The sequence below is a fragment of the Lysobacter sp. Hz25 genome, assembly GCF_046097045.1.
Lineage (GTDB): Bacteria > Pseudomonadota > Gammaproteobacteria > Xanthomonadales > Xanthomonadaceae > Lysobacter > Lysobacter antibioticus_B.
Genome location: NZ_CP175666.1, coordinates 1875812 through 1900076, shown reverse-complemented (window position 1 = coordinate 1900076; position 24265 = coordinate 1875812). Strand labels below are relative to the sequence as shown.

Genomic DNA, 24265 nt, shown 5'->3' with positions numbered 1-24265 from the left:
GGTGTGATCGCGACTCGACTACCTCCCCCCGAGCACGCAGATCCACCGCCGGCGGCCACCTACCGGAGCCGCACAGATGCAACGAATCCACACCCCCGCCGCGCGCGCCACCGACCCCGCTACCTCTCACCTCGCCGCCGACGCGATCACCGCCAGCGGCGCGCGCGACGCGCAGCAGCAGCTTGCCGCCGAAGTCGTGCGGCAACACCCCGGCTACACGAGCAACGAGCTCGCGCAGTTCTGCGAGCTCGACCGCTACGCCCTCGCCCGCCGCTTGCCGGAGTGCGCCACCGCCGGCGCTGTGCGCAAGGGCCGCGCGCGGACCTGCCGCGTCTCCGGACGCTCCGCCGTGACGTGGTGGCCGGTCGATGCGACCGCGCTCGCCGCGGCCTGACCCTCACCTTCAAGGATCCCCGACACCATGAGCAACGAGCCCACCACCCTTTACGCGATCATCTACGAGATCGACGGCGCCAAGCTGTTCGGCGAGCTCTGCAAGACCCCCGAATGCGCCGTCAACAGCATCAACCCGCTCGACGGCTCGACCGTGCTCGGCATGGCGACCCTCGACCGGGTTCCGGGAAGCGCGCTCATGTACTGGAAGCGACAGAAGGCCGCCACCGCTCCCGCTGAGCAAATAGCGGACGCGGGTCCGGCCGTAGCGTGGCGCGTCCGCGTGCTGCACAAGCCGTGGAATAAGCCGAGTCAATGGAGCCGCTGGCAGGCAATCGGAGCCGCGGAATACGCCGAAGCTAAATCTACCGGGAAGTATCACGAGTACGACACCATCGAACTACAGGAGCTTGGCGTTCTGTCCGCTGCGCCTGCGCCTACGGTGGTGGTCGATGAAGCGCCGGCCCTGTGGTGCCTGCACCTTCAAGGGCCGGACGAAGTGCACGCCGCACCGAGCAAGGCGCACGCCGAAAAGGCGGCCGAGCAGATCAATGCCGTCGATGACACGGGGCTCGTTAGGGCCGTAGCTGCGCCGTGGCCGCACTCGGTCGAGTCGCACGCCGAAGACAGCGACAGCTTCATCGAGCGATGGCTCATTCCCAGCGGTCACGTTGCCGCTGCGGATCTCGATCCGTTCCGCCCCCAGTGGCCGACGGGCCTCAAGCAAGGCGAGCACTACATGCTGTTGTGCGACGACAAGGGCCGGAACGGTGGAACGTGGGTCAAGGTGTATGTCGGCGGTGACGGCGACGTGCATCTGACGATGCAGGATTGGGAAGAGCGGCCCGAGGGTGAACCGTTTCCGATTCCGTCGTTGCGATGCCGCACGTTGAACGGCGGCGGCCGCAACTCGCGCAGCCATCAAGCGCTGTTGTGGCTCGCGCAGGCGATTCGCCTCGACGCAGCCGAACAGAATCGCGAGGGCTGAGCGATGGGCTACAACACCAACTTCACCGGCGAACTGCGGTTCGCCACCGAGCCCACTGCTCCCCAGCTTGCCGCGTTGAACGAGATCTTCGGCGAGGACGTGCGCACGCATCCCGATTGGGTCGTTGACCGCAGCACGGGCTGTACCTACATCGATCTCGTTTTGACCAAAGACTTCGGCGGCATCCGCTGGGACGACTCGACCGAAAAGACATACGGCCTCGAAGAAGCGGTCAACTTCGTGACGCGGCTCATGCGGCAGCGCTGGCCGGACTTCCGACTCGTCGGCCACTTGAACGCGCAGGGCGAGGATTTCGATGATCGGTGGTCGCTGGTGATCGATGCGGATGGCTGGGCTTCGCGACAGCCCGTCGTGGTCCCCGGCAAGCCCGTCGATTGCCCCCACTGCGGCAAGCGTTTCGCCGTTGAGGTGCCGTGATGGCCTACGCCTGCGACGGCTATCCGGTGACCAATTGGCTGATCGCGTGGAACGCGGTCGGGCCGTTCTACGTGGACTCGTGGAAGACCTCTTACAGCGATGGCCGCTTGGCTCACCGCGTGATTGGAAAGCACGGGTTCCAATGCAGCACCCGCGAAGGGTGCGTGATCCAGTTCGACCGGGAATACGCGGAAGCCATCGCGCGAGCAGCGAACGAAGGATCGCTCGCGCGGCACGAGGCACCGAAGAACCCGTCGGCACGCTATGCGAGAGGTGCAAGCGATGAGCGAGACGTGGCTAACGCCCGATGAAGTCGGCGAGCTCACCGGCCTGAAGCCGAATAGCTGGAAGGCGCAATGTCGGAAGCTCGCCGCGATGGGAATCAAGTTCAGGCCCAACGGCGCCGGCCGGCCGCTCGTAGAGCGCGCCGCGGTGCTGGCGGGAACGACAAGAAGAACGGCGGCGAAGCCGCAACCGAACTGGAGCGCACTGCGTGGGAAGGCGGCGTAAAAAGAATTTGCACTTGCCGGTGGGAATGCAACTGATCTCGGGTACGTATTGGTACGCGCGCGGCAAGGACAAATGGGTGAGGCTCGGGCGGGAATTCGGCCCGGCGCTGGTGAAGTATGCGGGGATCGTCGGCGCGAAGCCGGAAGTGCGCACGGTGCAGCACGCCATTGCGCATTACATCGAATGGGCTACCACGCGGCGGAAGCCGATCAAGCCTGCGACGCTCGAAGGCTACAAGAACAGCTCGAAGAACCTGATCCCGGTTTTCGGGCATCTGGAGCTCGCCGACATCGAGCCGCAGCACGTCTATCAATACCTCATCGAGCGCGGCGACGTGCAGGCCAACCGCGACCGCTCGCTTCTCTCCGCGACGTTTACGCACGCGCGCCGCATCGGCGCGTTCAAAGGCGATGACCCGACCAAGGGCCTCGAATACCGCAACGACGAATCGCCGCGCCAACGCTACATCGAAGACGGCGAGCTCGCGGTCCTGCTCAATGCGGCTTCGGCGAAGCTGTCGTGCATCTTGAATTTCTCGTATCTGACCGGGTTACGACAAAGCGACGTCGTAAAGGTCAAGCTCGCTGACATCACGGCTGAGGGGATCCGGGCGGTAACCAACAAAACCGACGCGCCGGTAACTATCGAGTGGTCGGACGAGCTGCGGGCCTGTGTCGCCGAGGCTAACCGGCTCTGGACCCGGGCGGGCCGGATCTTCCTGTTCGAGAGCATGCCGAAGGGGAAGCACGCCAAGCGCGGCCCAGGCCCCTACACGACGTCGGGGCTTCGGTCCCTATGGCGGACCGCCCGGAATAAGACGAGCGTCAAGAACGTGCGCCTGAACGATCTGCGGCGCAAGGCGGGGTCGGACAAGGAAACCGACCAAGAGGCCGCCGACCTGCTGACCCACAAGGACACGAAAGTGACGCGCCGGCACTACCGGGCGAAGCCGAAAAAGGCGCAGCCGGCGCGCTAATTCTTGAAGATCGCCGCTTTTCTTGAAGAAAGAAAAAGGCCGCGATTGCTCGCGGCCTCTTAAATTATGGCGCCCGAAGTTGGACTCGAACCAACGACCCCCTGATTAACAGTCAAGTGCTCTAACCGGCTGAGCTATTCGGGCGGGGCTGCATATGATGCTCAATGCCCCGCCCTTCGTCAACACTTCGGGGCGAAATTAACTCAGGTCACGACGCGGTAGCAGGGACGGTATTCGCCGGCGATCTTCATCCGGCGCTGCTCGACGAAGGCCCGCAGCAAGGCATCCAGCGACTGCATCATGTCGTGGTCGCCGTGGATCTCGAACGGGCCGAATTCCTCGATCCGGCGCATGCCGTCCTCCTTGACGTTACCGGCGACGATGCCCGAAAACGCCCGGCGCAGGTCGGCCGCCAGTTCGTGCGGCTTGCGGCCGTGGTGCAGGTCCAGCGCCGCCATCGCCTCGTGGGTCGGAATGAACGGCTTCTGGAAGGTCAGCGGGATGTCGATCGACCAGTTGAAGAAGAACGAATCCTTGTGCTCGATGCGGTTTTCGCGGACCCGGCGGATGCCGGCGGCCATGCGCTTGGCCACGCGCTCGGGGTCGCCGACGATGATCTCGTAGCGCGAGGTCGCCGCCTCGCCCAGGGTCAGGCGCAGGAAACGGTCGATCTGCTCGAAATACGGGGCCGAGGCGGTCGGGCCGGTCAGGATCAGCGGGAACGGCAGCTCGGCGTTTTCCTCGCGCAGCAGGATGCCCAGCAGGTACAGGATTTCCTCGGCCGTGCCGACGCCGCCCGGGAACACGATGATGCCGTGGCCCATGCGGACGAAGGCCTCCAGGCGCTTCTCGATGTCCGGCATGATCACCAGGTGGTTGACGATCGGGTTCGGCGACTCGGCGGCGATGATGCCCGGCTCGGTGATGCCGATGTAACGCACGCGGCGCTTGCGCTGCTTGGCGTGGGCGATGGTCGCGCCCTTCATCGGCCCCTTCATCGCGCCCGGGCCGCAGCCGGTGCAGATGTCCAGGCCGCGCAGGCCGAGCTCGTAGCCGACCTGCTTGGTGTAAATGTACTCGTCGCGCGAGATCGAGTGGCCGCCCCAGCACACGACCAGGTTCGGGTCGGCCGGGTGCAGGATGCGCGCGTTGCGCAACAGGCCGAACACCGAATCGGTGAGGCCGTCGCTGCTGTCGAGATCGCGGCCGCCGCCCTTGTCGAGCTCCATGGCAGTATAGGCCAGGTCGCGGACCACGGCGAACAGCAATTCGGCGACGCCGCGGATGATCTCGCCGTCGACGAAGGCCATCGCCGGGGCATGGCGCAGGTCGATGCGCACGCCGCGGTCCTGTTGGTGCACTTCGATATCGAAATCGGGATACAGCTCACGCGCGGCGCGCGGATCGTCGGAGGCGCTGCCGCTGGTCAGCACCGCCAGGGCGCAACGGCGCAGCAGGTCGTGCATGCCGGTGGAGGCGTCGCGCAGGCGCGCGACCTCGTCGCGGGACAGGACATCGAGCCCGCCCTTGGGATAGATGCGGGCGTTGACCGTCGGCAGGACGGCCGCTATGGGGGTTGCGGTCATTGCGTTTTTCTCTGCTTTTTTCATCGATTAGTGGGAAAGGACTCTAGCAGTTCGGGGTCGGGCTGCGGCAGCCGCCCCCGTCCGCCGGACCGGTCCGCGGCCGTGCCGCCCCACCCTGTCCGGCCGCGAATGCTGCGGCCCCATAAAAAGGAAACGGCCGGGGTCGCCCCCGGCCGTTTCCGTTGTCGCCAGATACCGCAAGAATCAGAAGCGATAGTGGAAGCTCAGCTGAGCCGCCCAGCGCGAGATGCCCTTCTCGTCGTAGATCTGTTCCGGATCGGGCTTGGTGAAGCGGTAGATGTACTTACCCGTCGCCGGGTCGATACCGCCGTAATCGACGATACCGCGCATGCCCGGGAACGCGACCTCTTCGACCTGTCCCCAGTCCTTGTTCAACAGGTTGCCGACGTTGAGGATGTCGAGCGCGAGCTCGGCCTTGTGGCCTTCCCAGAAGCCCGGGAATTCCTGGGCGATGTGCAGGTCGAACTGGTTGACCCACTTGCCGCGCACTGCGTTGCGCTGGGCGACCTGGCCGCCGTGGCTGCGCAGGTACTCGTCGCTGTTGTAGAACTGCCAGAACGCGGCTTCTTCGGCGGCATTGCGGAACAGCACGTCGCCCGGGCCCTTCGGGATGTACATCAGGTCGTTGAAGCGGCCGTCGCCGTTGGCATCGTTGTCGAACGCATAGCTGTACGGACGGCCCGAACGGCCTTCGTAGAACAGCGAGACGATGGTGTTGTTGTCGCCGAAGAAGGCGTGCTTCCAGTTCAGCGAAGCGGTGAAGCGGTCGCGGACTTCGTAGCTGGAACGCGCGCTGACTTCTTCGTTGGCCTGGAACACGGCGACGTTGCCGAGCTGCGAGCTCGAGGTCGAGCTGGTCAGCGGGCTGACTTCGTCGGCATGGGTGTAGGTGTAGGCGACGCTCCAGCTCCAGTCGCTGTTGTTGAACGGCTTGTTCAACGACAGGGTGAACTGCTGGCTTTCGCCCTTGCCGGTCTGGCGGGCGATGATCGCGTCGTTATACGCGGTCGCGCGCAGGGCGCGGGCATTGGTGCGGCTGTTGGTGCAGGCCGAACCGTTCAGGCCGGTTTCGCGCAGGCAGGCGGTGCCGTCGGCGTTCCAGCTGGCCGCAGCCAGGCCGTTCGGGTCCCAATAGATGTTGCGGCCGTCCTGGCCGATCTTGGTGACGCCACCCAGGTTGAGCTGCTGGTAGTACAGCGCGTCGTTGACCGAGGTCACCACCGCTTCGGCGGCGGCGACGATGCCGTACCACGGCAGTTCGGTATCGAACGCCAGGTTGGCCTTCCACACCGACGGCAGGCTCATGTCCTTTTCGATGAAGTCGACCGACTGGGTCGCACCGGCGGCGCCGCCGGCGGCGTTGACCAGGGCCAGCTGGGCGTCCGGGTTGGCGCTGAAGCCGTTGATGCCGTTGGTGAACACGTAGTCGGTGTACGACACGCCGTTGTTCGAGTACGGGTTGGCCAGCCACACGGTCGGGGTGCCGCCGCGGAACAGGCCGATGCCGCCGCGCAGCTGGGTCGGACGCTCGCTGTCGAAGGTGTAGTTGAAGCCGAAGCGCGGCGCGATCAGGTCGGTGCCGTCGATGTTGTTGTCGTTGCGGGTGCCGAACAACGCCGAGGCCGCCGGGTTGAAGACCGGGCGGTCGTCGACGATGGCGCGGTCGTAGCGCAGGCCGAAGGTCAGGCTCAACTTGTCGTTGACCGCCCAGGTGTCCTGCAGGAACACGCCGACGTTCTTCTGGGTGAAGGTCGCGGCCATGTTGTCGAGGTCGCCGCCGCGCGGGTAGAACAGCTGGTAGCGGCTGGAACGGCCGGCACGGTAGTCGGCGACGCTGTTGAAGGTGTAGACGCCGTTCACGCGGCGGCCGAACAGGTTGTAGACCTCGTTCGACTCGTAGTCGGCGCCGAACTTCACGGTGTGGTCGCCGAGGAACAGGTTACCGGCGAAGAAACCATTCCAGGTCTTGGTCTCGAGGACGTTGACGTGGGTGTTCTCTTCGGTGCCCAGGTTCAGCGTGTTGCTGCCGAAACGCACGGCGACCGCCGGCAGGTCGAAGCGCGGGCTGCGCACGGCCGAATAGTCGCGGTACGAGACCTTGGCTTCGGTCGAGAAGACGTCGGTCCAGTCGCTGAACAGCTGCGCGGTGTAGGTCTTGAACTCGAAGTCGTTGACGTAGTGATACGAGTTCAGCGCCAGCGAGTTGGTGCCGAAGCCCTGCAGGAACGCGGTGCTCTGCTCGCTCTTGGCGTAGCGGAAGTTGGCGCGGTGCTTGTCGCTGATGTTCCAGTCGAACTTGATGCCGTACTCTTCGGTGTCGGTGTCCAGCGCCGGCAATGCCAGGCTGCCCGGGTCGAAGCCGTACACGCTCTTCGAGACCGAAATCACCTCGTCGATCTGCGCCTGGGTGATGTTGACGATGTTGTTGGCGCCCGAGCCCGCAGGACCGAAGCTGGAGTTGCCGGTGAACACTTCCTTGCCGGTGTACTTCTCGTAGTTGGCGAAGAAGAACAGCTTGTCCTTGACCAGCGGGCCGCCGAAGGTGGCGCCGAAGGTGCTTTCGCTGTCGAACAACTGCGGACGCACGTCGTTCTGGTTCTTGCCCGACCAGTCGTTGTCGCGGTAAACGCCGTAGACCGAGCCATGGAATTCGTTGGTGCCCGACTTGGTGACGGCGTTGATCACGCCGCCGGTGCCGCCGGAGATGGTCACGTCGTAGTTGGCCACGTCGACCGCCACTTCGTCGATCACGTCCATCGAGAACGGCTGGCGCGGGGTCGGCAGGCCGTTGCCGCCGAGGCCGAAGGAGTCGTTGGTGCTGATGCCGTCGACGCGGATCACGTTGTAGCGCGGGTTCTGGCCGCCAACCGAGATCTCGTTGCGCGATTTGTCGGTGACGACGACGCGCGGGTCGAGGCGGACGAAGTCCTGCAGGTTGCGGTTGATGGTCGGCATCGACTCCAGCTGATCGCGGGTGAGGATCGAGCCGGCGCCCATCTTGTTGGACGAGAACACTTCCGAACCGAGGGCGGCGACGGCCTGCACGGCATCCAGGGTGGTGACCTGGTTGTTCAGTGCGACGTCGACTTCGTTGACCTTGTCCAGGTTCAGGAACACGCCGTCCTGGCTGGCGGTGCCGGAGCCTTCCTTGTTGATGACGACCGTGTACGGACCGCCGACGCGCAGACCGCGCGCGTTGTAGCGACCGTCGGCGCCGGTCGTGGCGCGGCTGACCGTGCCCGACTCGGAGTGGGTGATGGTGACTTCGGCACCCGCGACCGGCTGGCCGTCGGCGCCGAGGACGCGGCCGGCGAGGCCTGCGGAAGTGCTCTGCGCGAAGACCGGCGCAGTGGCGAGAACGGCAAGCAGGCCAAGCGTGAGCTTGGACAACCGGACGCGGTTCGGATGAGTCATTACGGTGACCTCGGGATGTGGAATGCGTGGCGGAGTTGGGCAGGCGCGGCTCTGCGCCGCTGCCGTGCTCTAAGTTGGATTGGCTAGCCCCTACCCGGACGGCGCGTGGCCGCTGGGTTAACAGCAGTTTAACAGGCTAGGGGGGAGGTGTGACAGAGACGTGACGCCGTTCATGGCTTGTCACACGGTGACCGCCCGCACAGCAGAACCGGCACACCCGGCAAAGCGGTATAAGCGCGCCCCGCCCTCCCCGGGCAGCGGTGGCTCGGGAACCATCGGATCGGACCAGTCCGGCAGATCAGTCCGGCAGATCAGTCCAACTGGATCAGTCCAGCCGGATCAGCCGGGCCGGCCAGGATCGGGCCGCTCCGGCCACCCCGGTCAGGGCGGCGAGATCTGCAGGTAGGTGCCCAGGCCGTCGAGGACCATCTGCACCGAGATCGCCACCAGCAGCATGCCCATCAGTCGCTCGATCGCGATCAGGGCGCGGCGGCCGAGCAGCTTGTACAACAAGGTGGCCGAGAACAGGATCGCCGCGGTCGCGCCCCAGGCGATCAGCAGGGCCAGGCTCCAGTCGGTCAGGCGCGAGGGGTCGTTGCTGCCCATCAGCATGACCGCGGCCATGCCCGAGGGGCCGGCCACCAGCGGGATCGCCATCGGCACGATGAAGGGCTCGCCATCGGGCAGCTCGCCCATCAGCCCTTCCGGCGGCGGGAAGATCATGCGGATGCCGATCAGGAACAGGACGATGCCGCCGGCGATCGAAACCGATTCCTGGCGCAGATGCATCAGCTCCAGGGCGTACTTGCCGCCCCACAGGAACAGCATCAGCACGCCGAGCGCGATCAGCAGCTCGCGCGCGAGCACGATCCGCTGGCGCTTGGGCGGCAAGCCACGCAGCAGACTCAGGAACACCGGAATGTTCCCGAGCGGGTCGAGAATGATGAACAGCAGCAGCGCGGCCGAGGCAATCGTCATGGGCAGATGGCCGTCATGGGCGGTTGACCGTCATGGGGTCGGCGCCCAGACCTGGCCGCGATGCACGGCGCCTTCGGGCGCCAGCAAGGTCACGCAGGCCGAGGCATAGGCCGCGGGATCGCGGGCGCTGCGGTCGCTGTCTTCGACATAGGCGCGCGAACGCAGGCCGGTGCGCATCGGTCCGGGACGCAGGCCGGCTACGCGGATGCTCGAATTGACCAGTTCGGCGTGCAACATGCCGACCAGTGCCGCCAGGCCGTGCTGGGCCGCGCCATAGCCGCCCCAATAGGCCTGGCCGACGCGCTGCGGGTCGTCGAGCGCGAACACCAGCGCCGCATCGGCCGACTTGGCCATCAGCGGCAGGCAGGCCTGCGACAGCCACCACGGCGCGGTGAGATTGACGTGCACGGCGCGCGCGAACGCGGCCGGGTCGGTCTGCGCCAGCGGCGTCAGGCCGGGGAAATCGGCGGCGCAATGCAGCACGCCATCGAGACGGCCGAGTTCGCTTTCGATACGCGCGGCCATTTCGGCGTAGTCGTCGGGCTGCGCGCCTTCCAGGTCGAGCGGATACAGCAGCGGCTCCGGGCCGAGTTGGGCGACCGTGTCGTAGACCCGGTTCAACTTCGGCAGCTTGCGCCCGAGCAGGACCAGGGTCGCACCGGCGCTCGCGCAGGCCGCGGCCGCGGCTGCGCCGAGTCCCCCGGCCGCCCCGGTGACCAGGACGACGCGGCCGGCCAGGGCCTGCTGCGTCGCCGCCGTCGTGGCTGCCGTCGAACTCACTGTGCCTGGGTCTCGCTGATCATGCGCGCCAGCTCGCCGGACTCGTACAGCTCCATGGTGATGTCGCATCCGCCGATCAGCTCGCCGTGGATGAAGAGCTGCGGGAAGGTCGGCCAGTTCGAGTAACGCGGCAGATTCGCGCGCACTTCCGGGTCTTCCAGCACATTGACCGTATGCAGCGTGGTCGCGCCGGCGGCCTTGAGCGCCTGCACGGCACGGCTGGAGAAACCGCACATCGGGAACTGCGCGGTGCCCTTCATGAACAACACGATCGGGTGGGCTTCGACTTCGGCCTGGATCCGTTCCATAACGGACATGGGTACTGCTCCTGCGATGGTTTGTTGCCGACCTTGACGGTTCAGCAACGAAACGTGGGGATAGAATATGAATTGTAAGCCTACATGGCGCCGCCGACGCGTCCGTCCGGGAATGGTTTCATGCCCGGAACGGACTGCCGCCGGCGGCGTCCCTGCTAGCCAGCCCCCCGAATTCTGCAAGGAGCCCGCCAATGGCCATCGAATTGCCCGCCCTGCCCTACGACCGCACCGCGCTCGAGCCCACCATCTCCGCCGAGACCATCGACTTCCACTACGGCAAGCACCACAAGGCCTACGTCGACAATCTCAACAAGATGATCGAGGGCACCGAGTTCGCCGCGCTGTCGCTGGAAGAGATCATCAAGAAGTCGCAGGGCGGCATGTTCAACAACGCCGCGCAGATCTGGAACCACACCTTCTACTGGAACTGCCTGTCCCCCAAGGGGGGCGGCGAGCCGACCGGCAAGCTGGCCGAGCTGATCAACAAGGCCTTCGGCGACTTCGCCAAGTTCAAGGAAGAGTTCACCAAGACCGCCGTCGGCACCTTCGGCTCCGGCTGGGGCTGGCTGGTGCAGCGTCCGGACGGCTCGCTCGCCCTGGTCAGCACGCCCAACGCGGCGACCCCGCTGACCGGCGAAGACACCGCCCTGCTGACCTGCGACGTCTGGGAACACGCCTACTACATCGACTACCGCAACGCCCGCCCGAAGTACGTCGAGGCGTTCTGGAACTTGGTCAACTGGGACTTCGTCGCTTCCAACCTGAAGTAAGCGCAAGCCTCATCGCGATACCAACGGCCGGGGAAACCCGGCCGTTTTTCGTTGACGCGCTGCGGCCGGGGAAACCCGGCCGGTTTCGTTAGCCTGCTCAGGCCGGACCGGCTCAAGCCAAGGGGATCACCCCAGCCGCTCGATCACCGGCGCGACCTGGTCCTGTCGCTGCAAACGCTCACCGACCCGCTGCAGGGCCTGGGCGAGCTCGCCGGCGCTGTCGGCGCGCAGGGTCGCGTGGCCGACCTTGCGGCCCTCGCGCGAAGACTTGCCGTAATCGTGCCAATGCCCGCCGGCCTCGCTCAGCACCGGCCCGGCCTCGGGCATGGTGCCGATCCAGTTGAGCATGCAGGCCACGCCGAGCATGCGCGTATCGCCCAGGGGCAGGCCGAGCACGGCGCGCAGATGGTTCTGGAACTGCGAAGTCTCGCTGCCTTCGATGGTCCAGTGCCCGGAGTTGTGCACGCGCGGCGCCAGTTCGTTGGCCAGCAGCACGCCGTCGCGGCAGAACAACTCGAGCGCGAACACGCCGACGTAATCCAGCGCCTCGGCGAGCTTGCGCGCATACGAAATCGCGGTCGCGGCGAGCGCTTCGTCGGTGCGCGCCGGCGCCAGGCTGGCCGACAGCACGCCGTCGACATGCCAGTTTTCGGTGATCGGCCAGGCGCGGAACTCGCCGTCGCGGCCGCGCACCGCGACCACCGACAACTCGCGCTCGAAACGCACGAAACCTTCGAGGATCAGGCCGACCTTGTCGGCCTGCGGGCCGAGCGCGGCCCAGGCGGCGTCGGCATCGGCCGGCGTCTTGATCCGGAACTGGCCCTTGCCGTCGTAACCCAGGCGCCGGGTTTTGAGGATGCACGGCGTGCCGATGGTCGCGATCGCCTCGTCGAGCGCGGCGCGGGTATCGATCGCGGCGAAATCCGGCACCGGGATATCGAGCTCGCGGAACAGGGTCTTTTCGGCCAGGCGGTCCTGGGCCACGGCCAGCGCGCGCGGGCTCGGGAACACCGGCCGGCGTTCGGCCAGCCAATGCGCGGACTCGGCCGGCACGTTCTCGAAATCGAACGTGGCCACGTCGATCTTCGAAGCGAATTCGTCGAGCGCGGCCTGGTCGGTGTAATCGCCGACCACCATCGGCGCGAACTGGCCGGCGCAGGCATCGGCGGCGCTGTCGAGCACCAGGAAACGCAGCCCCAGGGGCGCGCCGGAAAGCGCGAGCATGCGGGCCAGTTGCCCGCCTCCGAGAATACCGACGGTGGTCATTGGCGCGGATCGTCGTTGGCGAGCACCTCGTCGGTCTGACGGGCGCGGAACGCGGTCAGCGCCGCGCCGATCGCCGGGTACTCCGCCGACAGCAGCGCCGCGGCGAACAAGGCCGCATTGGCGGCGCCGGCGTTGCCGATGGCGAAGGTCGCCACCGGAATGCCGGCCGGCATCTGCACGATCGAGAGCAGCGAATCCATGCCGTTGAGGGCCTTGGACTGCACCGGCACGCCGAGCACCGGCACCGCGGTCTTGGCCGCCAGCATGCCCGGCAGATGCGCCGCGCCGCCGGCGCCGGCGATGATCGCGCGCAGACCGCGCGCCGCCGCCGTGTCGGCATATTCGAACAACACGTCGGGCGTGCGGTGCGCCGAGACCACCCGGACCTCGTGCGGAACGCCGAGCGCTTCCAGCTTGGCGGCAGCGTGCTGCATCGTTTCCCAGTCAGAGCGCGAGCCCATGACGATGCCGACGAGCGCAGGAGGGGTGACGGGCGTTGCGGAAGCTGGAGACATGGGGCGTGCCTAGGCGCAAAGACGTATTCTAACGCCCTGTCCCGTCGTATCGGCACCGCACCGTATGGATCGCAAACTGCTCGACCTGCTCGTCTGCCCCTCCACGCGCCAACCCCTGTTCCCCCTCGAGAGCCGCGGCCTGCAGGCCCTGAACGCCGCCATCGGCGCCGGCGGCATCGTCCGCGGCAGCGGCGACGCCCAGTCCGAGCCCCTGCGCGAGGCCCTGGTGACCCGCGACCGCAAGATCGTCTACATCGTCGACGACGGCATTCCGCTGCTCGACGCCGAAAACGCCCTCGCCACGGCCCAGGTCGAAGGCTTCCCGGCCGCATGAGCGCGCCCGCCCGCGACCTCAGCCCTCCGCCGGCCGCCGAGATCGAGGCCGACGTCGCCGACGCGCTGGCCGAGGATCTCGGCAGCGGAGACGTCACCGCCGACCTGCTGCCCGACATCGCCGACAGCGCCTATCTGCTGTGCAAGGAAGACGCCGTCGTCTGCGGCCGCCCCTGGTTCGAGGCCTGCCATCGCGCCCTCGACCCGGACGTGCGCATCGACTGGCGCGTGGCCGAAGGCGAGCGCGTGAGCAAAGGCACCGTGCTCGCCCTGCTGCACGGCCGCGCCCGCGCCCTGGTCAGCGCCGAACGCGCCTCGCTCAATTTCATGCAGACCCTGTCGGGCACGGCCACGGTCACCGCGAGCTACGTCGAGGCGGTGCGCGGCACCGGCACGCGCATCCTCGACACCCGCAAGACCCTGCCCGGCCTGCGCCTGGCGCAGAAATACGCGGTGCGCGTCGGCGGCGGGGTCAACCACCGCATCGGCCTGTACGACACGGTCATGCTCAAGGAAAACCACGTCCGCGCGGCCGGCTCGATCAGCGCCGCGATCGCCGATGCCCGCGCCAAGCATCCGCAGCTGCCGCTGATCGTCGAAGTCGAATCGCTGGAGCAACTGCGCGAAGCGCTCGGCGCCGGCTGCGACCGCATCCTGATCGACGACTTCGACGCGCCGACGCGGCGCGAAGCCGTGCGCATCGCCCGCAGCACTCCGTTCGATGGACGCATCCCGCTGGAAGTCTCCGGCGGCGTCGATCTGGCCGGCCTGCGCGCGATCGCCGAGGACGGCGTCGACTGCATTTCCATCGGCGCGCTGACCAAACATGTGCGCGCCATCGATCTTTCGTTGAAACTCGGGCCGCCGCCGGGCTGACCCCCTTGGCTTTGCGCCCGACCGTCGCCAGAACCCTGTCATGCCTACCTTGATCTTGTTGATGATCTTCGGCGCCGCCGCGTTCTCGTTCTGGAGCGCCGGCCGCGCCGCCGCCGAACGCGCCGAAACGGTCGGGCGCGACGCCTGCCTCAAGGCCGGCGTGCAGTGGCTGGACCAAAGCGTGCACGCGATCGGCCTGAAGCTGATCCGCCACGAGAGCGGCTGGCTCGGGTTCGAGCGCACCTTCCGCTTCGATTATTCGATCGACGGCGAAGACCGGCATGTCGGCCGCCTGATCCTGCGCGGCGAACGGCTGATCGCCTTCAGCGGCCCGGTAACGCGGGTGCCGACGCAGTTGCATTGAGGGCGCAGCCAAGACGCGGCGTGGGCTTCAAGGGCAGGAGCGGCGCAAGCCGCGACCGCGCCGAGGCGATAGCCGGCGTACCCATCCAGCAAACCGATGCTCCCGTCGCGATGCAGGCCAGGACGTAGCACCGCAAGGCGAAGCTTCGCGGTCGCGGCTTACGCCGCTCCTACAAAGGGTTACGCAGGCCTGGTGAAGAATGGCGCGAGCCGCGACCGCGCCGCCAAAATCGCGCCACCAAGATCCGGCGCGGCTAGCGCAGGCGAAACAACGCCGACCAGCGCTTACTTGACGATGCGCAGATGTCCGCCGCGACGCGGGCTCGGCGTTTGCGGGCCGCCGTCGTCGTCGCCCTCCGGCGCCGGGTCGTTCGGCACCGAACTCAACATCGGCGGCGCCGAATCGATCTCGTCATGACCTTCGTCGAGCGCCGACTCTTCCATGCCCACGTCTTCCGGCAAGGCCATGCCCTGCCCGGTTTCGCGCGCATAGATCGCGAGCACCGCACCGACCGGCACCGACACCGGATGGCTGACGCCGCCGAAGCGCGCGCTGAAGCGGATCAGGTCGTTGCCCATTTCCAGATGCGAGACCGCGCGGGCGGCGACGTTGAGGACGATCTTGCCGTCCTTGACCGCATGCGCCGGCACCTGCACCGACGGACGCGTGGCGTCGACGAGCAGATGCGGGGTCATGCCGTTATCGGCGATCCACTCGTACAGCGCCCGCAACAGGTAGGGGCGGTGGCTGGTCATCGGAGCACTGCTTTCGGTCATACGCACATTTTAGCGTCATGACGAGGTGAACGACGAGGCCGTCCCGTGCGATTACGGCCCCGTCCGTCGCGCCCCCGGCGCGGCCGCACGGACGCGGCCCGGCCGCCCGACCCAGCTCAGGTCGGCATGTCGCGCAGCTTGCGTTCCTGGTCGGTCAGGCTGCGGGTGAAACCGGGGTTGCGGAAGATGCGGTTGCCGTAGTCCTCGATCGCCTTGCCGTCCTTCGGCATGGGCACGTCGAGCGAGGGCAGGCGCCAGATGATCGGCGCCATGGCGCAATCGGCCAGGCTCATTTCGGGGTTCAGGAAGAACTTGCTGGCCTTGAACAGCGGCACCGAGGCGGTCAGCAGTTCCTTCAGGCGCTTACGCGCGGCTTCGGCCTGGGCCTTGTTGCCCATCTGGATGGCCTGGACCTGCGGCACCCAGTCGTGCTCCAGGCGCAGCATCGCCAGGCGCAGGCGCGCCCGCGACAGCGGGTCGACCGGCATCAGCGGCGGGTGCGGATAGCGCTCGTCGAGGTATTCGCTGACCACGCTGGCCGCGTACAGGACCAGGTCGCGCTCGACCAGGGTCGGGACGGAGTGATACGGGTTGAGGTCGACGAGGTCTTCGGGCGGATTCTGCGGATCGACCGGTATCAGGTCGTAGGTGACGCCTTTCGCCGCCAGCACCAGCCGGACCCGATGGCACAGCACGCAGTCGGTGGACGAAAACAGAGTCAGGGCATTACGCATACGGGGGCTCGCCGCCATCATCGACCTCTCCAGCGACCGGAATCCGCCGGTCGCAAGACGCCCTCCACCCGCTGTGGAAAGTCGTCACGGCCTCGAGCCTGCCCCCTACCCCATGCGCGGCGACGCCGGCTCCTGCCGTCGTCGTGCGCTAGCCCGCGCCTCAGCGGCGCGGGCCTCCCTGCGGGGCTCGGATCAATGTTCCACGTCGCGCCAGTACTCGGTCTTCAACAGATACGCGATCAACGTGAACAACGCCAGGAACAGGATCACCCAAACGCCCAGACTCTGGCGCTTGAGCGCGGCCGGTTCGCCGGCGTACTCGAGGAATGTGGTGATATCGCGCGCCGCCGTCTTGAAGCCTTCGGCGTCGAGCTTGCCGGGCTGCGCGATCTTGAGGGCGTGCACCGGACGCTCGCCGGTGGCCTTGTCGAGTTCGCCGTACTCCGCATGCTGCAGACCCTGCAGTTCCCACAGCGGGTTCGGCATCGAGGCGTTCGGGAACAACTTGTTGTTCCAGCCCAGCGGACGGCTCTCGTCGAGGAAGAACGAGTTGAGATAGGTGTAGATCCAGTCGCTGCCGCGCACGCGCGAGATCACGCTGAGGTCCGGCGGCATCTTGCCGAACCACTGGTTGGCGTGTTCGGCGGTCATGTTGACCTGGATCTGCTCGCCGAACTTGGCGCCGGTGAAGTTGAGGTTGTTCATGACCTCCGCTTCGGTCAGGCCCAGGTCCTCGGCGATGCGCGAGTAGCGCAGGTACTTCAGCGAATGACAGCCCGAGCAGTAGTTCATGTACAGCTGGGCGCCGCGCTGCAACGACGCGCGGTCGTTGAGGTCGGTACCCGACTGCATCAGGTCGCCGCCGCCGGAGGCGAAGGCGGTCGCCGACACGAGCAGGCCGGCGGCAAAGGTGGCGAGCTTCTTCACGATACGCATCTTATGGAAGGGCCGGCTGTGATCAATCGAGCTCAGGTTAGTCATGCATCTTCACCCGTTCCGGCACCGGCTTGGTCTTGTCGAGCTTGGTCCACAGCGGCATGGTGATGAAGAAGGCGAAGTACAGGAAGGTCAGCACGCGGCCGATGATGGTCTCGACCGGGTCGGTACCCGGGCCGGCGCCGATCTTGCCGAGCCACAGGAAGCAGACCGCCAATACGCCCAGCGCGAGCTTGCTCATCCAGCCGCGGAAGCGCACCGACTTGACCTTGCTGCGGTCCAGCCACGGCACCAGGAACAGCACCGCGATCGCGCCGAACATCACCAGCACGCCCGAAAGCTTGTGCGGGATCACGCGCAACATGGCGTAGTACGGCGTGTAGTACCAGACCGGCTTGATGTGCTCCGGCGTCACCAGTCGATTGGCTTCGCTGAAGTTGTCGTGCTCGAGGAACCAGCCGCCGAACGCCGGGGCGAAGAAGATGATGAACGCGGCGATGATCAGGAAGAAGCCGACGCCCACCAGATCCTTGACCGTGTAGTACGGGTGGAACGGGATGCTGTCGAGCGGCTTGCTGGCATCCCAGCGGTTGCCCTTGGGGCCCTTCTTGATGTCGACGCCGTCGGGGTTGTTGGAACCCACTTCGTGCAGCGCGCCCAGGTGCAGCACGACCAGCAGCAACAGCACCAGCGGCAGCGCGATCACGTGCAGCGCGAAGAAGCGGTTGAGGGTGGCGTCGCCGGGCAGGTAGTCGCCCATGATCCACTCGGTCAGGCCGTTGCCGATCACCGGGATCGCGCCGAACAGCGAGATGATGACCTTGGCGCCCCAGAACGACATCTGGCCCCACGGCAGCACGTAGCCCATGAAGGCTTCGGCCATCAGCACCAGATAGATCAGCATGCCGAGGATCCACACCAGCTCGCGCGGCTTCTGGTACGAGCCGTACAGCAGGCCGCGGAACATGTGCAGGTAGACGACGATGAAGAACAGCGAGGCGCCGGTGCTGTGCATGTAGCGGATCAGCCAGCCCCACTCCACGTCGCGCATGATGTATTCGACCGACGAGAACGCTTCGGCCGCGGACGGCTTGAAGTGCATCGTCAGGAAGATGCCGGTGACGATCTGGTTGACCAGCACCAGCAGCGCGAGCGAGCCGAAGTAGTACCAGAGGTTGAAGTTCTTCGGCGCGTAGTACTCGGTCATGTGCTTGCGATAGAACGGCATCATGCCGGGCGCGCGAGCGGTGACCCAATCGAAGACGTTGTTGGCGGTGCGGGTAATGACGTTGGACATGACTTACGCCGCTCCCTTCGGATCAACACCGATGACGATGGTGTTGTCGTTTTCGTAGTAGTGCGGAGGCACCAGCAGGTTGGTCGGGGCCGGCACGCCCTCGAACACGCGACCGGCCATGTCGAAACGCGACTTGTGGCAGGGGCAGAAGTAACCGCCCTTCCACTCCGGGTCGAACGCCTCGGGCCGGATCTCGGCCTTCATTTCCGGCGAGCAGCCCAGGTGCGTGCACAGGCCCACGAGCACCGAGATCTCGGGCTTGAGCGAGCGCAGTTCCGGGCTCTTCTCGCGCACGTAGGCCGGCTGCTGGTCGGGGTTCTCGGACTTGGGATCGCGCAGACGCCCGTCGAGGGTCGGCAGGATGTCGAGAATGGCCTTGGAGCGCTTGACGATCCAGATCGGCTGACCGCGCCATTCCATGACCAGGCGCTGGCCTTCGGTGAGGGCGCTGATATCGGCAGTCACCGGAGCGCCGGCGAGCTTGGCGCGCGCGCTGGGGTTCCAGGACTTGATGAAAGGCACCGCGGCAAAGCCGGCGCCCACGGCACCGACCACTGCTGTGGTCGCCGTCAGGAACCGACGTCGGCCCGTGTTGATAGGATCGTTGACCCCTTGGTTGGCCATCCGGCACTCCGCAAAGCTGCAATTCGAAGTTACGCCGCACCGTCTGGCGCCAAAGGCGACCACATACCACTGGCGGAAGGCTGGCGGCTCAAAAGACGGGGAAGTGTAGCGGAAGCGTTAAGCGCCCGACAATCCGCCATGACCGCGGAACGAGGATCAGCGCACGCCCGGAGGCGCCGAACGCCGGCGTCAAGACCTTGCAGGCGCGCTCCAGGCCGGGAAAAGGCCTGGAATCGGCGCGGTTCCGACTCCGCACCGCCCTGCGCCCGACACCGGCCGAAGCAGGCCGAAATAGGCGCCAACGCGGAACAGGGCAAGGCCGCCGTCGTCGGCACGGATGAATCGGGAAGAGATTGGGGTGCGCCGAACGCTCGGCGCGCGCTGGTCAGCGGGCGACGGTCGATGCCGAGCGGTAGCGTTCGGCGAGCACCGCCACGCGCTGTACGTAGCGCTGGGTCTCGTTGTAGGGCGGCACGCCCTTGTACTTGTCGACCGCGCCCTCGCCGGCGTTGTAACCGGCCGCGGCCAGGGTCAGGTTGCCGTTGAAGCGCTTGAGCAACCAGGCCAGGTACTGCACGCCACCCTGGATGTTCTGGCCGGCGTCGAAGGCGTTGCCGACCCCGAACCGGCGCGCGGTCGCCGGCATCAGCTGCATCAGCCCCTGCGCGCCCACGCGCGACATCGCGTTGGGGTTGTAGGCCGATTCGGCGTGGATGATCGCGCGCACGATCGCCTCTTCGACCCCGTGCTGGCGCGCCGCCGCGGCGATCTCGGCCGAGAACGCCTCGGTGTTCAAGCGCAGGGTGCCGAAGTTGACGCCGGGCCGCGCCGCGCAGGCGTAGCAGCTCTCGATGAAGCTGTAGCGGATGGTCCGCATCGCCGAGACATTGGCCAGGCCCTTGGGCCGCTTGCTCGTGTAATGGCGGACGCCGTCCTTGATGTAGGAGTAGACCTGCCCCTGGACCAGCCGGGTCGGGGCCGCCCGCGGGGTCGCCGGCACCGCGACCACCGGGGCGATCGCGTTGCTGCCGGGCTGGCCGGCCGCGGCCTTGTCCGGCACGGCTTGGGCAGGCACGGCTTGACCAGGCACGAACGCAGCCGGCTTGAGCCCGGCCGCGGCCATGGTCGCAGCCGCGCCGCTATAGGTGGCCGGGGGGTTGTTATGGATAGAGGCCGGGGCCGAGGTCGCGCTGCCCGAGCCGACCGAACCCATCGCCGGCGGCGCGTACGACACCGGGGTCGGGTTGCGCGGGCGGTTGGGACGGTTGATGTACTGGCCGGCGACCACGCAGCTCGCGCCCTTGACCTTCTTGCTGACGTAGCTGCGCTCGCCCGAGGCGCTTTCGCAGCGGTAAACGGTTCCGGCCACGGCCGGCGCAATGGCCAGCAGGCACACGATCCCCAGCAGCAGCGAGCTCCCCCTCATGGGCGGGAGTGTCCTCTGCCGCGCCTGCGCTGCCAAGTACTTGATACAGAAACGTGACGTCCGGCCCGGCTCGGGCCCGCGCGAGCTGGCTTGGGGCTAAACTGGCGCCCCTTCCGGCGCGGATTAACCGCCGCCCTTCCCGGACCCGGACTACCCATGACCGACCTGCACCCCCTGCCCACGGCTCCGGCCGCCGGGTCCGCTTCCCCGCCCGCCACCGGCGCGCCGGGAGCGAAAAAGCTGTTCATCGAGACCCACGGTTGCCAGATGAACGAGTACGACTCGGCCAAGATGGCCGACGTGCTCGCCGCCAGCGACGGCCTCGAACTGACCCAGGACGTGAGCGAAGCCGACGTCATCCTGATCAATACCTGCTCGATCCGCGAGAAGGCCCAGGAAAAGGTGTTCAGCCGGCTCGGCCGCTGGAAGCAGCACAAGCAGGGCGGCCGCCCGGTCATCATCGGCGTCGGCGGTTGCGTCGCCTCGCAGGAAGGCGCGGCGATCGTCAAGCGCGCGCCTTACGTCGACCTGGTGTTCGGCCCGCAGACCCTGCACCGCCTGCCCGAGATGATCCGCGCCAAGCGCGAGACCGGCCTGCCCCAGGTCGACATCAGCTTCCCCGAGATCGAGAAGTTCGACCGCCTGCCCGAGCCGCGCGCCGAAGGCCCGAGCGCCTTCGTCTCGATCATGGAAGGCTGCAGCAAGTACTGCTCGTTCTGCGTGGTGCCCTATACCCGCGGCGAAGAAGTCAGCCGTCCGTTCGAGGACGTGCTGGTCGAAGTGGCGCAACTGGCCGCCCAGGGCGTGCGCGAAATCAACCTGCTCGGCCAGAACGTCAACGCCTATCGCGGGCCGATCGCCGGCGAGAGCGAGGCCGGCGAAAACGGCACCGGCCAAGACGGCGCGGAGCCCGAAGTCGCCGACCTCGGCCTGCTGATCCGCACCATCGCCGAAATCGACGGCATCGACCGCATCCGCTTCACCACTTCGCACCCGCTGGAGTTCAGCGATTCGCTGATCGAGGCCTATCGCGACGTGCCGCAACTGGCCAACTACCTGCACCTGCCGGTGCAGGCCGGCAGCGACCGCATCCTGGCGGCGATGAAGCGCGGCTACACCGCGCTCGAGTTCAAGCAGAAGATCCGCAAGCTGCGCGCGGTGCGCCCGGACATCTCGGTCTCCTCGGACTTCATCGTCGGTTTCCCCGGCGAGACCGAGGCCGACTTCGAGAAAACCATGAAGCTGATCGAGGACGTCGGCTTCGACCAGTCCTTCTCCTTCATCTACTCGCGCCGCCCCGGCACCCCCGCGGCCGATCTCGAAGACAGCGTCGGCGACGCCGAAAAGCACGCGCGCCTGTCGCGCCTGCAGGCCGCGGTCAACGCCAACGCCATGCGCATTTCCGAGTCCATGGTCGGCAGCGTCCAGCGCGTGCTGGTCGAAGGCCCCTCGCGCCGCGATCCGAACGAACTGACCGGCAAGACCGAGAACATGCGTTCGGTGAACTTCGCCGCGCCGGCCCGCCTGATCGGCGGTTTCGTCGACGTGTTGATCACCGAGGCCATGGCCAATTCCTTGCGCGGCAGGGTCGTCGTCGACGACGGCCGCGCGGCCGCCTGACCCCCGCAACGGAGCCCGCATGGACCGCGACTTCATCATCCGAGAACTGGCCGCCGACGAATTCGAGCGCGTCTGGCCGATCTTCCGCGAAGTGCTCGCGCGCGGCGAAAGCTACAACTACCCAGCCGAGCTCTCGATGGAGCGCGCCCAGGAGATGTGGACCTCGCCGCCCTACCGCACCTTCATCGCCGAAGCCGACGGCGAGACCCTGGGCTGCTACAAGCTCGGCCCGAACCAGTCCGGCCGCGGCGACCACGTCGCCAACGCCAGCTACATGGTCGCCGAACGCGCATGGGGCCAGGGCGTCGGCTCGGCGCTGTGCGCGCATTCGCTCGAGCAGGCGCGCGAGGCCGGTTTCGCGGCGATGCAGTTCAACTACGTGGTCAGCAGCAACGCCGCCGCCGTGCACCTGTGGCTCAAGCACGGCTTCGAGATCGTCGGCCGCGTGCCCAACGCCTTCCGCCACGTCTCGCTGGGCCTGGTCGACGTGTTCGTGATGTATCGGCCCTTGTGAGGCGGGGATCGGGGATCGGGAATTGGGAATTGGGAATCGTAAGGGGGCGGCGGGACGCAGCGCCGGCGCGGCGCGCGCCTTGCTTAGCCCCCTCTGATCGCGCACTCACTCATCGTGCCGTCCCGCATATCGCGCCCTTCCCGCGCTGATCTGCCTCCACGCGCGCTTTGCCTTCGCCTCGCCGCGCCCCTGCCTACCGTCATTCCCGCGAAGGCGGGAATCCAGGGCCTTTCGTGCGAGAACGCTCCCGGCCTCCCTATGCCCGCCTGCGCGGAAACGGCATGGCGAAACAACGCTGAAAGCTCTCTCCCGCGGACATTCGGCTCAGCCCCAGCAAAGCCGAGCAGGCGCTTATGGCCATTACATAGCAACAGGTCGGCGGCGTGCGACTGCGCGCACGCCGCGCCGGCTAGCTACGCCATAAACCCGAGATTGCGCGAATTGAAGTTGCCCAAATTCGGGAAGATCAAATCCAACTCGCTGTCGCCCACCCCGAACCACCGCGCCAAGGTCGCCCCGTACTGATCCACCGAGGTGGTCGGAATGATCTGGCCCCAGCCGGCGTCGTCGTCGCCGCCGTTGACCAGGGTCGGCATGGCGCCGAAGAATCGCCCGCCGCGCACCGCGCCGCCGACGATGAAGTGATGACCGCCCCAGCCGTGATCGGAGCCGTCGCCGTTGGACGACAAGGTGCGGCCGAAATCCGAAGCGGTGAACGCGGTGACCTTGTCGGCTACGCCGAGTTCGCCGGTGGCCGCGTGGAAAGCGGTCATCGCCTGCGACAGCCGCGCCAGCAAGCCCGGTTGATCGCCGAGCAAGCTGTCGTGGTGGTCGAATCCGCTCATCGACACGAAAAACACCTGCCGCTTCAGCCCCAGCACCTCGCGCACCTTGATCAGCCGCGCCACCATCCGCAACTGGTTGCCCAGGTCGGACTCGGGAAATGCGGTCTGCAACGGCGCGGAGGCCTCCAGCGCCATCGCCACCGCCGAGGCGTTCTCCCTCGCGCGGCGGAACGAGTCGGCGTAACTGCGCCCGAACACGTGCGACTGCGCGCCAGGCGCCATCAACTGCAGAAAGGCCCGGCGGCTGTCTTCGTCCCACTCGAACCGGCTGAACTGGCGCGGACCGTCGTTGCCGATCACGTACTGGCTGGATTGGCTCGCGCGCTGCAGGATGCTTTCGAAGTTCAACGACACCGACATCGGAATGAAGGCGTCGGGATTGGCGTCGCGCAGCAGGTCGGCGATATGCCCGGCCCAACCGTAGCCGCGGCCCTCGCCCGTACGCGAGACCTGCCAGTACTGTTGCTGGTCGTTGTGCGAGAACAACTGCGGCGGCAATTGCACGGATTGATTGAGGTATTCGGCCTTGCTGGTCGGCCGGATCAGGGTGCCGACATTGCCTAGCACCGCCGCCTGCCCGCTGTTGAACAAGCCTTGCAGGCCGCCCATGCCGACCAGGTCATCATCGGTGGTGCAGGCCTGCAAACCGTACTCGGCGCCGTCCGAAGCGCCGCCGCCGGTCTGCGCGACCAAGGGCAACAGTCGGTTCTGTTCGAGCGCCAGGGTAGCGCGCGCGGTCCGGTACTGCTGGTAATGACCGTCGTCGCGCGGCACGATCATGTTCAACGAATCGTTGCCGCCGAATAAGAACACGCAGACCAGGGCCTTGTAATCGTCGAAGCGCGACGGCCCATAGGCGTTGGCGGCCGCCTGCGCCAGACGCAGGTTGCCGAGCGCGGAATACAGGCCGGCGCCGCCGAGCGCGGCGCAGATGGTGTTGGTCAGGAATTGCCGACGTTTCATGGATG

General features: G+C 66.8%; 26 protein-coding genes and 1 tRNA gene. 12 read left to right on the top strand and 15 right to left on the bottom strand.

Annotated elements, in window-relative coordinates:
• Window positions 1-76 precede the first annotated feature (76 nt).
• From ACKN61_RS07865 to ACKN61_RS07840, 6 genes are read left to right on the top strand one after another with little or no spacing between them, the layout of a single operon-like run.
• On the top strand, window positions 77-394 hold the full coding sequence (locus tag ACKN61_RS07865) for a winged helix-turn-helix domain-containing protein (RefSeq protein WP_408953010.1): 318 nt from the start codon (window positions 77-79) through the stop codon (window positions 392-394).
• A gap of 27 nt (window positions 395-421) precedes the next feature.
• Window positions 422-1381: a hypothetical protein gene (locus tag ACKN61_RS07860; RefSeq protein WP_408953009.1), complete on the top strand. Its 960-nt coding sequence runs from the start codon at window positions 422-424 to the stop codon at window positions 1379-1381.
• A 3-nt stretch (window positions 1382-1384) separates the two neighbouring features.
• Complete coding sequence (locus ACKN61_RS07855) at window positions 1385-1819, top strand: hypothetical protein (RefSeq protein ID WP_408953008.1); 435 nt, start codon at window positions 1385-1387, stop codon at window positions 1817-1819.
• Window positions 1819-2130 (top strand): hypothetical protein, encoded by a 312-nt coding sequence (locus ACKN61_RS07850; protein ID WP_408953007.1) that lies wholly within the window; start codon window positions 1819-1821, stop codon window positions 2128-2130. The genes ACKN61_RS07855 and ACKN61_RS07850 overlap by 1 nt, the downstream gene beginning before the upstream one ends.
• Window positions 2102-2329, top strand: coding sequence for a DUF4224 domain-containing protein (locus tag ACKN61_RS07845; RefSeq protein WP_408953006.1), 228 nt, complete (start codon window positions 2102-2104; stop codon window positions 2327-2329). Before ACKN61_RS07850 ends, ACKN61_RS07845 begins: the two co-directional genes overlap by 29 nt.
• Before the next feature lie 25 nt (window positions 2330-2354).
• Window positions 2355-3305, top strand: coding sequence for a hypothetical protein (locus tag ACKN61_RS07840; RefSeq protein WP_408953005.1), 951 nt, complete (start codon window positions 2355-2357; stop codon window positions 3303-3305).
• Between the two features lie 67 nt (window positions 3306-3372).
• Here the strand turns inward: ACKN61_RS07840 and ACKN61_RS07835 are convergent.
• The 6 genes from ACKN61_RS07835 to grxD form a co-directional block, all read right to left on the bottom strand.
• Window positions 3373-3449, bottom strand: a tRNA-Asn gene (locus ACKN61_RS07835).
• A gap of 59 nt (window positions 3450-3508) precedes the next feature.
• Window positions 3509-4891 (bottom strand): nucleotide 5'-monophosphate nucleosidase PpnN, encoded by a 1383-nt coding sequence (ppnN, locus tag ACKN61_RS07830; RefSeq protein WP_031370397.1) that lies wholly within the window; start codon window positions 4889-4891, stop codon window positions 3509-3511.
• Window positions 4892-5095: 204 nt separating this feature from the next.
• On the bottom strand, window positions 5096-8326 hold the full coding sequence (locus ACKN61_RS07825; RefSeq protein WP_408953004.1) for a TonB-dependent receptor domain-containing protein: 3231 nt from the start codon (window positions 8324-8326) through the stop codon (window positions 5096-5098).
• A gap of 381 nt (window positions 8327-8707) precedes the next feature.
• The gene (locus tag ACKN61_RS07820; RefSeq protein WP_408953003.1) at window positions 8708-9304 is read right to left on the bottom strand and encodes a YhgN family NAAT transporter; all 597 of its coding nucleotides are present in this window, start codon (window positions 9302-9304) and stop codon (window positions 8708-8710) included.
• Between the two features lie 30 nt (window positions 9305-9334).
• Window positions 9335-10084 (bottom strand): SDR family NAD(P)-dependent oxidoreductase, encoded by a 750-nt coding sequence (locus tag ACKN61_RS07815; protein WP_408953002.1) that lies wholly within the window; start codon window positions 10082-10084, stop codon window positions 9335-9337.
• Window positions 10081-10401, bottom strand: coding sequence for a Grx4 family monothiol glutaredoxin (gene grxD, locus ACKN61_RS07810; RefSeq protein WP_031370401.1), 321 nt, complete (start codon window positions 10399-10401; stop codon window positions 10081-10083). The genes ACKN61_RS07815 and grxD overlap by 4 nt, the downstream gene beginning before the upstream one ends.
• Before the next feature lie 191 nt (window positions 10402-10592).
• Between grxD and ACKN61_RS07805 the strand changes: the two genes are divergently transcribed.
• Window positions 10593-11171, top strand: coding sequence for a superoxide dismutase (locus tag ACKN61_RS07805; RefSeq protein WP_057917359.1), 579 nt, complete (start codon window positions 10593-10595; stop codon window positions 11169-11171).
• A 126-nt stretch (window positions 11172-11297) separates the two neighbouring features.
• Here ACKN61_RS07805 and ACKN61_RS07800 read toward each other — a convergent pair whose 3' ends face one another.
• Window positions 11298-12437 (bottom strand): 5-(carboxyamino)imidazole ribonucleotide synthase, encoded by a 1140-nt coding sequence (locus ACKN61_RS07800; RefSeq protein ID WP_408953001.1) that lies wholly within the window; start codon window positions 12435-12437, stop codon window positions 11298-11300.
• A complete protein-coding gene (purE, locus tag ACKN61_RS07795; RefSeq protein ID WP_223621227.1) occupies window positions 12434-12952 on the bottom strand; it encodes a 5-(carboxyamino)imidazole ribonucleotide mutase in 519 nt (172 codons plus the stop codon). The genes ACKN61_RS07800 and purE overlap by 4 nt, the downstream gene beginning before the upstream one ends.
• A gap of 64 nt (window positions 12953-13016) precedes the next feature.
• Between purE and ACKN61_RS07790 the strand changes: the two genes are divergently transcribed.
• Genes ACKN61_RS07790 through ACKN61_RS07780 form a run of 3 tightly spaced genes read left to right on the top strand, consistent with a single transcriptional unit; the run spans window position 13017 to window position 14525 of the window.
• Window positions 13017-13286: a Trm112 family protein gene (locus ACKN61_RS07790; RefSeq protein WP_223621228.1), complete on the top strand. Its 270-nt coding sequence runs from the start codon at window positions 13017-13019 to the stop codon at window positions 13284-13286.
• Window positions 13283-14161: a carboxylating nicotinate-nucleotide diphosphorylase gene (gene nadC, locus ACKN61_RS07785; protein WP_408953000.1), complete on the top strand. Its 879-nt coding sequence runs from the start codon at window positions 13283-13285 to the stop codon at window positions 14159-14161. Before ACKN61_RS07790 ends, nadC begins: the two co-directional genes overlap by 4 nt.
• A 40-nt stretch (window positions 14162-14201) precedes the next feature.
• A complete protein-coding gene (locus ACKN61_RS07780) occupies window positions 14202-14525 on the top strand; it encodes a DUF3301 domain-containing protein (RefSeq protein WP_408952999.1) in 324 nt (107 codons plus the stop codon).
• A gap of 284 nt (window positions 14526-14809) precedes the next feature.
• Here the strand turns inward: ACKN61_RS07780 and ACKN61_RS07775 are convergent, their stop codons facing one another.
• From ACKN61_RS07775 to ACKN61_RS07750, 6 genes are all read right to left on the bottom strand, one after another.
• Window positions 14810-15301: a ClpXP protease specificity-enhancing factor gene (locus ACKN61_RS07775; RefSeq protein ID WP_057917353.1), complete on the bottom strand. Its 492-nt coding sequence runs from the start codon at window positions 15299-15301 to the stop codon at window positions 14810-14812.
• A gap of 116 nt (window positions 15302-15417) precedes the next feature.
• Entirely contained in the window at window positions 15418-16053 is a 636-nt protein-coding gene (locus ACKN61_RS07770) for a glutathione S-transferase N-terminal domain-containing protein (protein WP_031370409.1), read from the bottom strand.
• A 174-nt stretch (window positions 16054-16227) separates the two neighbouring features.
• Window positions 16228-16971, bottom strand: a complete 744-nt coding sequence (locus ACKN61_RS07765) for a cytochrome c1 (RefSeq protein WP_408952998.1) — start codon at window positions 16969-16971, stop codon at window positions 16228-16230.
• 37 nt (window positions 16972-17008) lie between these two features.
• Entirely contained in the window at window positions 17009-18268 is a 1260-nt protein-coding gene (locus ACKN61_RS07760) for a cytochrome bc complex cytochrome b subunit (RefSeq protein ID WP_408952997.1), read from the bottom strand.
• 3 nt (window positions 18269-18271) lie between these two features.
• On the bottom strand, window positions 18272-18892 hold the full coding sequence (gene petA / locus ACKN61_RS07755; RefSeq protein WP_408952996.1) for a ubiquinol-cytochrome c reductase iron-sulfur subunit: 621 nt from the start codon (window positions 18890-18892) through the stop codon (window positions 18272-18274).
• Window positions 18893-19277: 385 nt separating this feature from the next.
• Window positions 19278-20318: a lytic transglycosylase domain-containing protein gene (locus ACKN61_RS07750; RefSeq protein ID WP_408952995.1), complete on the bottom strand. Its 1041-nt coding sequence runs from the start codon at window positions 20316-20318 to the stop codon at window positions 19278-19280.
• A 156-nt stretch (window positions 20319-20474) separates the two neighbouring features.
• Here ACKN61_RS07750 and miaB point away from each other — a divergent pair, with 156 nt between their 5' ends.
• Complete coding sequence (gene miaB, locus ACKN61_RS07745) at window positions 20475-21938, top strand: tRNA (N6-isopentenyl adenosine(37)-C2)-methylthiotransferase MiaB (protein WP_408952994.1); 1464 nt, start codon at window positions 20475-20477, stop codon at window positions 21936-21938.
• Between the two features lie 19 nt (window positions 21939-21957).
• Window positions 21958-22452, top strand: coding sequence for a GNAT family N-acetyltransferase (locus ACKN61_RS07740; protein WP_036147865.1), 495 nt, complete (start codon window positions 21958-21960; stop codon window positions 22450-22452).
• Between the two features lie 413 nt (window positions 22453-22865).
• On the opposite strand, the gene ACKN61_RS07735 is transcribed toward ACKN61_RS07740, so the two are convergent.
• The gene (locus ACKN61_RS07735) at window positions 22866-24260 is read right to left on the bottom strand and encodes a DUF1501 domain-containing protein (protein ID WP_408952993.1); all 1395 of its coding nucleotides are present in this window, start codon (window positions 24258-24260) and stop codon (window positions 22866-22868) included.
• Between the last annotated feature and the right edge of the window lie 5 nt (window positions 24261-24265).

Bases quoted from the DNA above. Each gene is read 5' to 3' on its own strand.
- ACKN61_RS07865 (WP_408953010.1), top strand. From the start codon at position 77: ATGCAACGAATCCACACCCCCGCCGCGCGCGCCACCGACCCCGCTACC.
- ACKN61_RS07860 (WP_408953009.1), top strand. From the start codon at position 422: ATGAGCAACGAGCCCACCACCCTTTACGCGATCATCTACGAGATCGAC.
- ACKN61_RS07855 (WP_408953008.1), top strand. From the start codon at position 1,385: ATGGGCTACAACACCAACTTCACCGGCGAACTGCGGTTCGCCACCGAG.
- ACKN61_RS07850 (WP_408953007.1), top strand. From the start codon at position 1,819: ATGGCCTACGCCTGCGACGGCTATCCGGTGACCAATTGGCTGATCGCG.
- ACKN61_RS07845 (WP_408953006.1), top strand. From the start codon at position 2,102: ATGAGCGAGACGTGGCTAACGCCCGATGAAGTCGGCGAGCTCACCGGC.
- ACKN61_RS07840 (WP_408953005.1), top strand. From the start codon at position 2,355: ATGCAACTGATCTCGGGTACGTATTGGTACGCGCGCGGCAAGGACAAA.
- ppnN (WP_031370397.1), bottom strand. From the start codon at position 4,891: ATGACCGCAACCCCCATAGCGGCCGTCCTGCCGACGGTCAACGCCCGC.
- ACKN61_RS07825 (WP_408953004.1), bottom strand. From the start codon at position 8,326: ATGACTCATCCGAACCGCGTCCGGTTGTCCAAGCTCACGCTTGGCCTG.
- ACKN61_RS07820 (WP_408953003.1), bottom strand. From the start codon at position 9,304: ATGACGATTGCCTCGGCCGCGCTGCTGCTGTTCATCATTCTCGACCCG.
- grxD (WP_031370401.1), bottom strand. From the start codon at position 10,401: ATGTCCGTTATGGAACGGATCCAGGCCGAAGTCGAAGCCCACCCGATC.
- ACKN61_RS07805 (WP_057917359.1), top strand. From the start codon at position 10,593: ATGGCCATCGAATTGCCCGCCCTGCCCTACGACCGCACCGCGCTCGAG.
- ACKN61_RS07800 (WP_408953001.1), bottom strand. From the start codon at position 12,437: ATGACCACCGTCGGTATTCTCGGAGGCGGGCAACTGGCCCGCATGCTC.
- purE (WP_223621227.1), bottom strand. From the start codon at position 12,952: ATGTCTCCAGCTTCCGCAACGCCCGTCACCCCTCCTGCGCTCGTCGGC.
- ACKN61_RS07790 (WP_223621228.1), top strand. From the start codon at position 13,017: ATGGATCGCAAACTGCTCGACCTGCTCGTCTGCCCCTCCACGCGCCAA.
- nadC (WP_408953000.1), top strand. From the start codon at position 13,283: ATGAGCGCGCCCGCCCGCGACCTCAGCCCTCCGCCGGCCGCCGAGATC.
- ACKN61_RS07780 (WP_408952999.1), top strand. From the start codon at position 14,202: ATGCCTACCTTGATCTTGTTGATGATCTTCGGCGCCGCCGCGTTCTCG.
- ACKN61_RS07775 (WP_057917353.1), bottom strand. From the start codon at position 15,301: ATGACCGAAAGCAGTGCTCCGATGACCAGCCACCGCCCCTACCTGTTG.
- ACKN61_RS07770 (WP_031370409.1), bottom strand. From the start codon at position 16,053: ATGGCGGCGAGCCCCCGTATGCGTAATGCCCTGACTCTGTTTTCGTCC.
- ACKN61_RS07765 (WP_408952998.1), bottom strand. From the start codon at position 16,971: ATGCGTATCGTGAAGAAGCTCGCCACCTTTGCCGCCGGCCTGCTCGTG.
- ACKN61_RS07760 (WP_408952997.1), bottom strand. From the start codon at position 18,268: ATGTCCAACGTCATTACCCGCACCGCCAACAACGTCTTCGATTGGGTC.
- petA (WP_408952996.1), bottom strand. From the start codon at position 18,892: ATGGCCAACCAAGGGGTCAACGATCCTATCAACACGGGCCGACGTCGG.
- ACKN61_RS07750 (WP_408952995.1), bottom strand. From the start codon at position 20,318: ATGAGGGGGAGCTCGCTGCTGCTGGGGATCGTGTGCCTGCTGGCCATT.
- miaB (WP_408952994.1), top strand. From the start codon at position 20,475: ATGACCGACCTGCACCCCCTGCCCACGGCTCCGGCCGCCGGGTCCGCT.
- ACKN61_RS07740 (WP_036147865.1), top strand. From the start codon at position 21,958: ATGGACCGCGACTTCATCATCCGAGAACTGGCCGCCGACGAATTCGAG.
- ACKN61_RS07735 (WP_408952993.1), bottom strand. From the start codon at position 24,260: ATGAAACGTCGGCAATTCCTGACCAACACCATCTGCGCCGCGCTCGGC.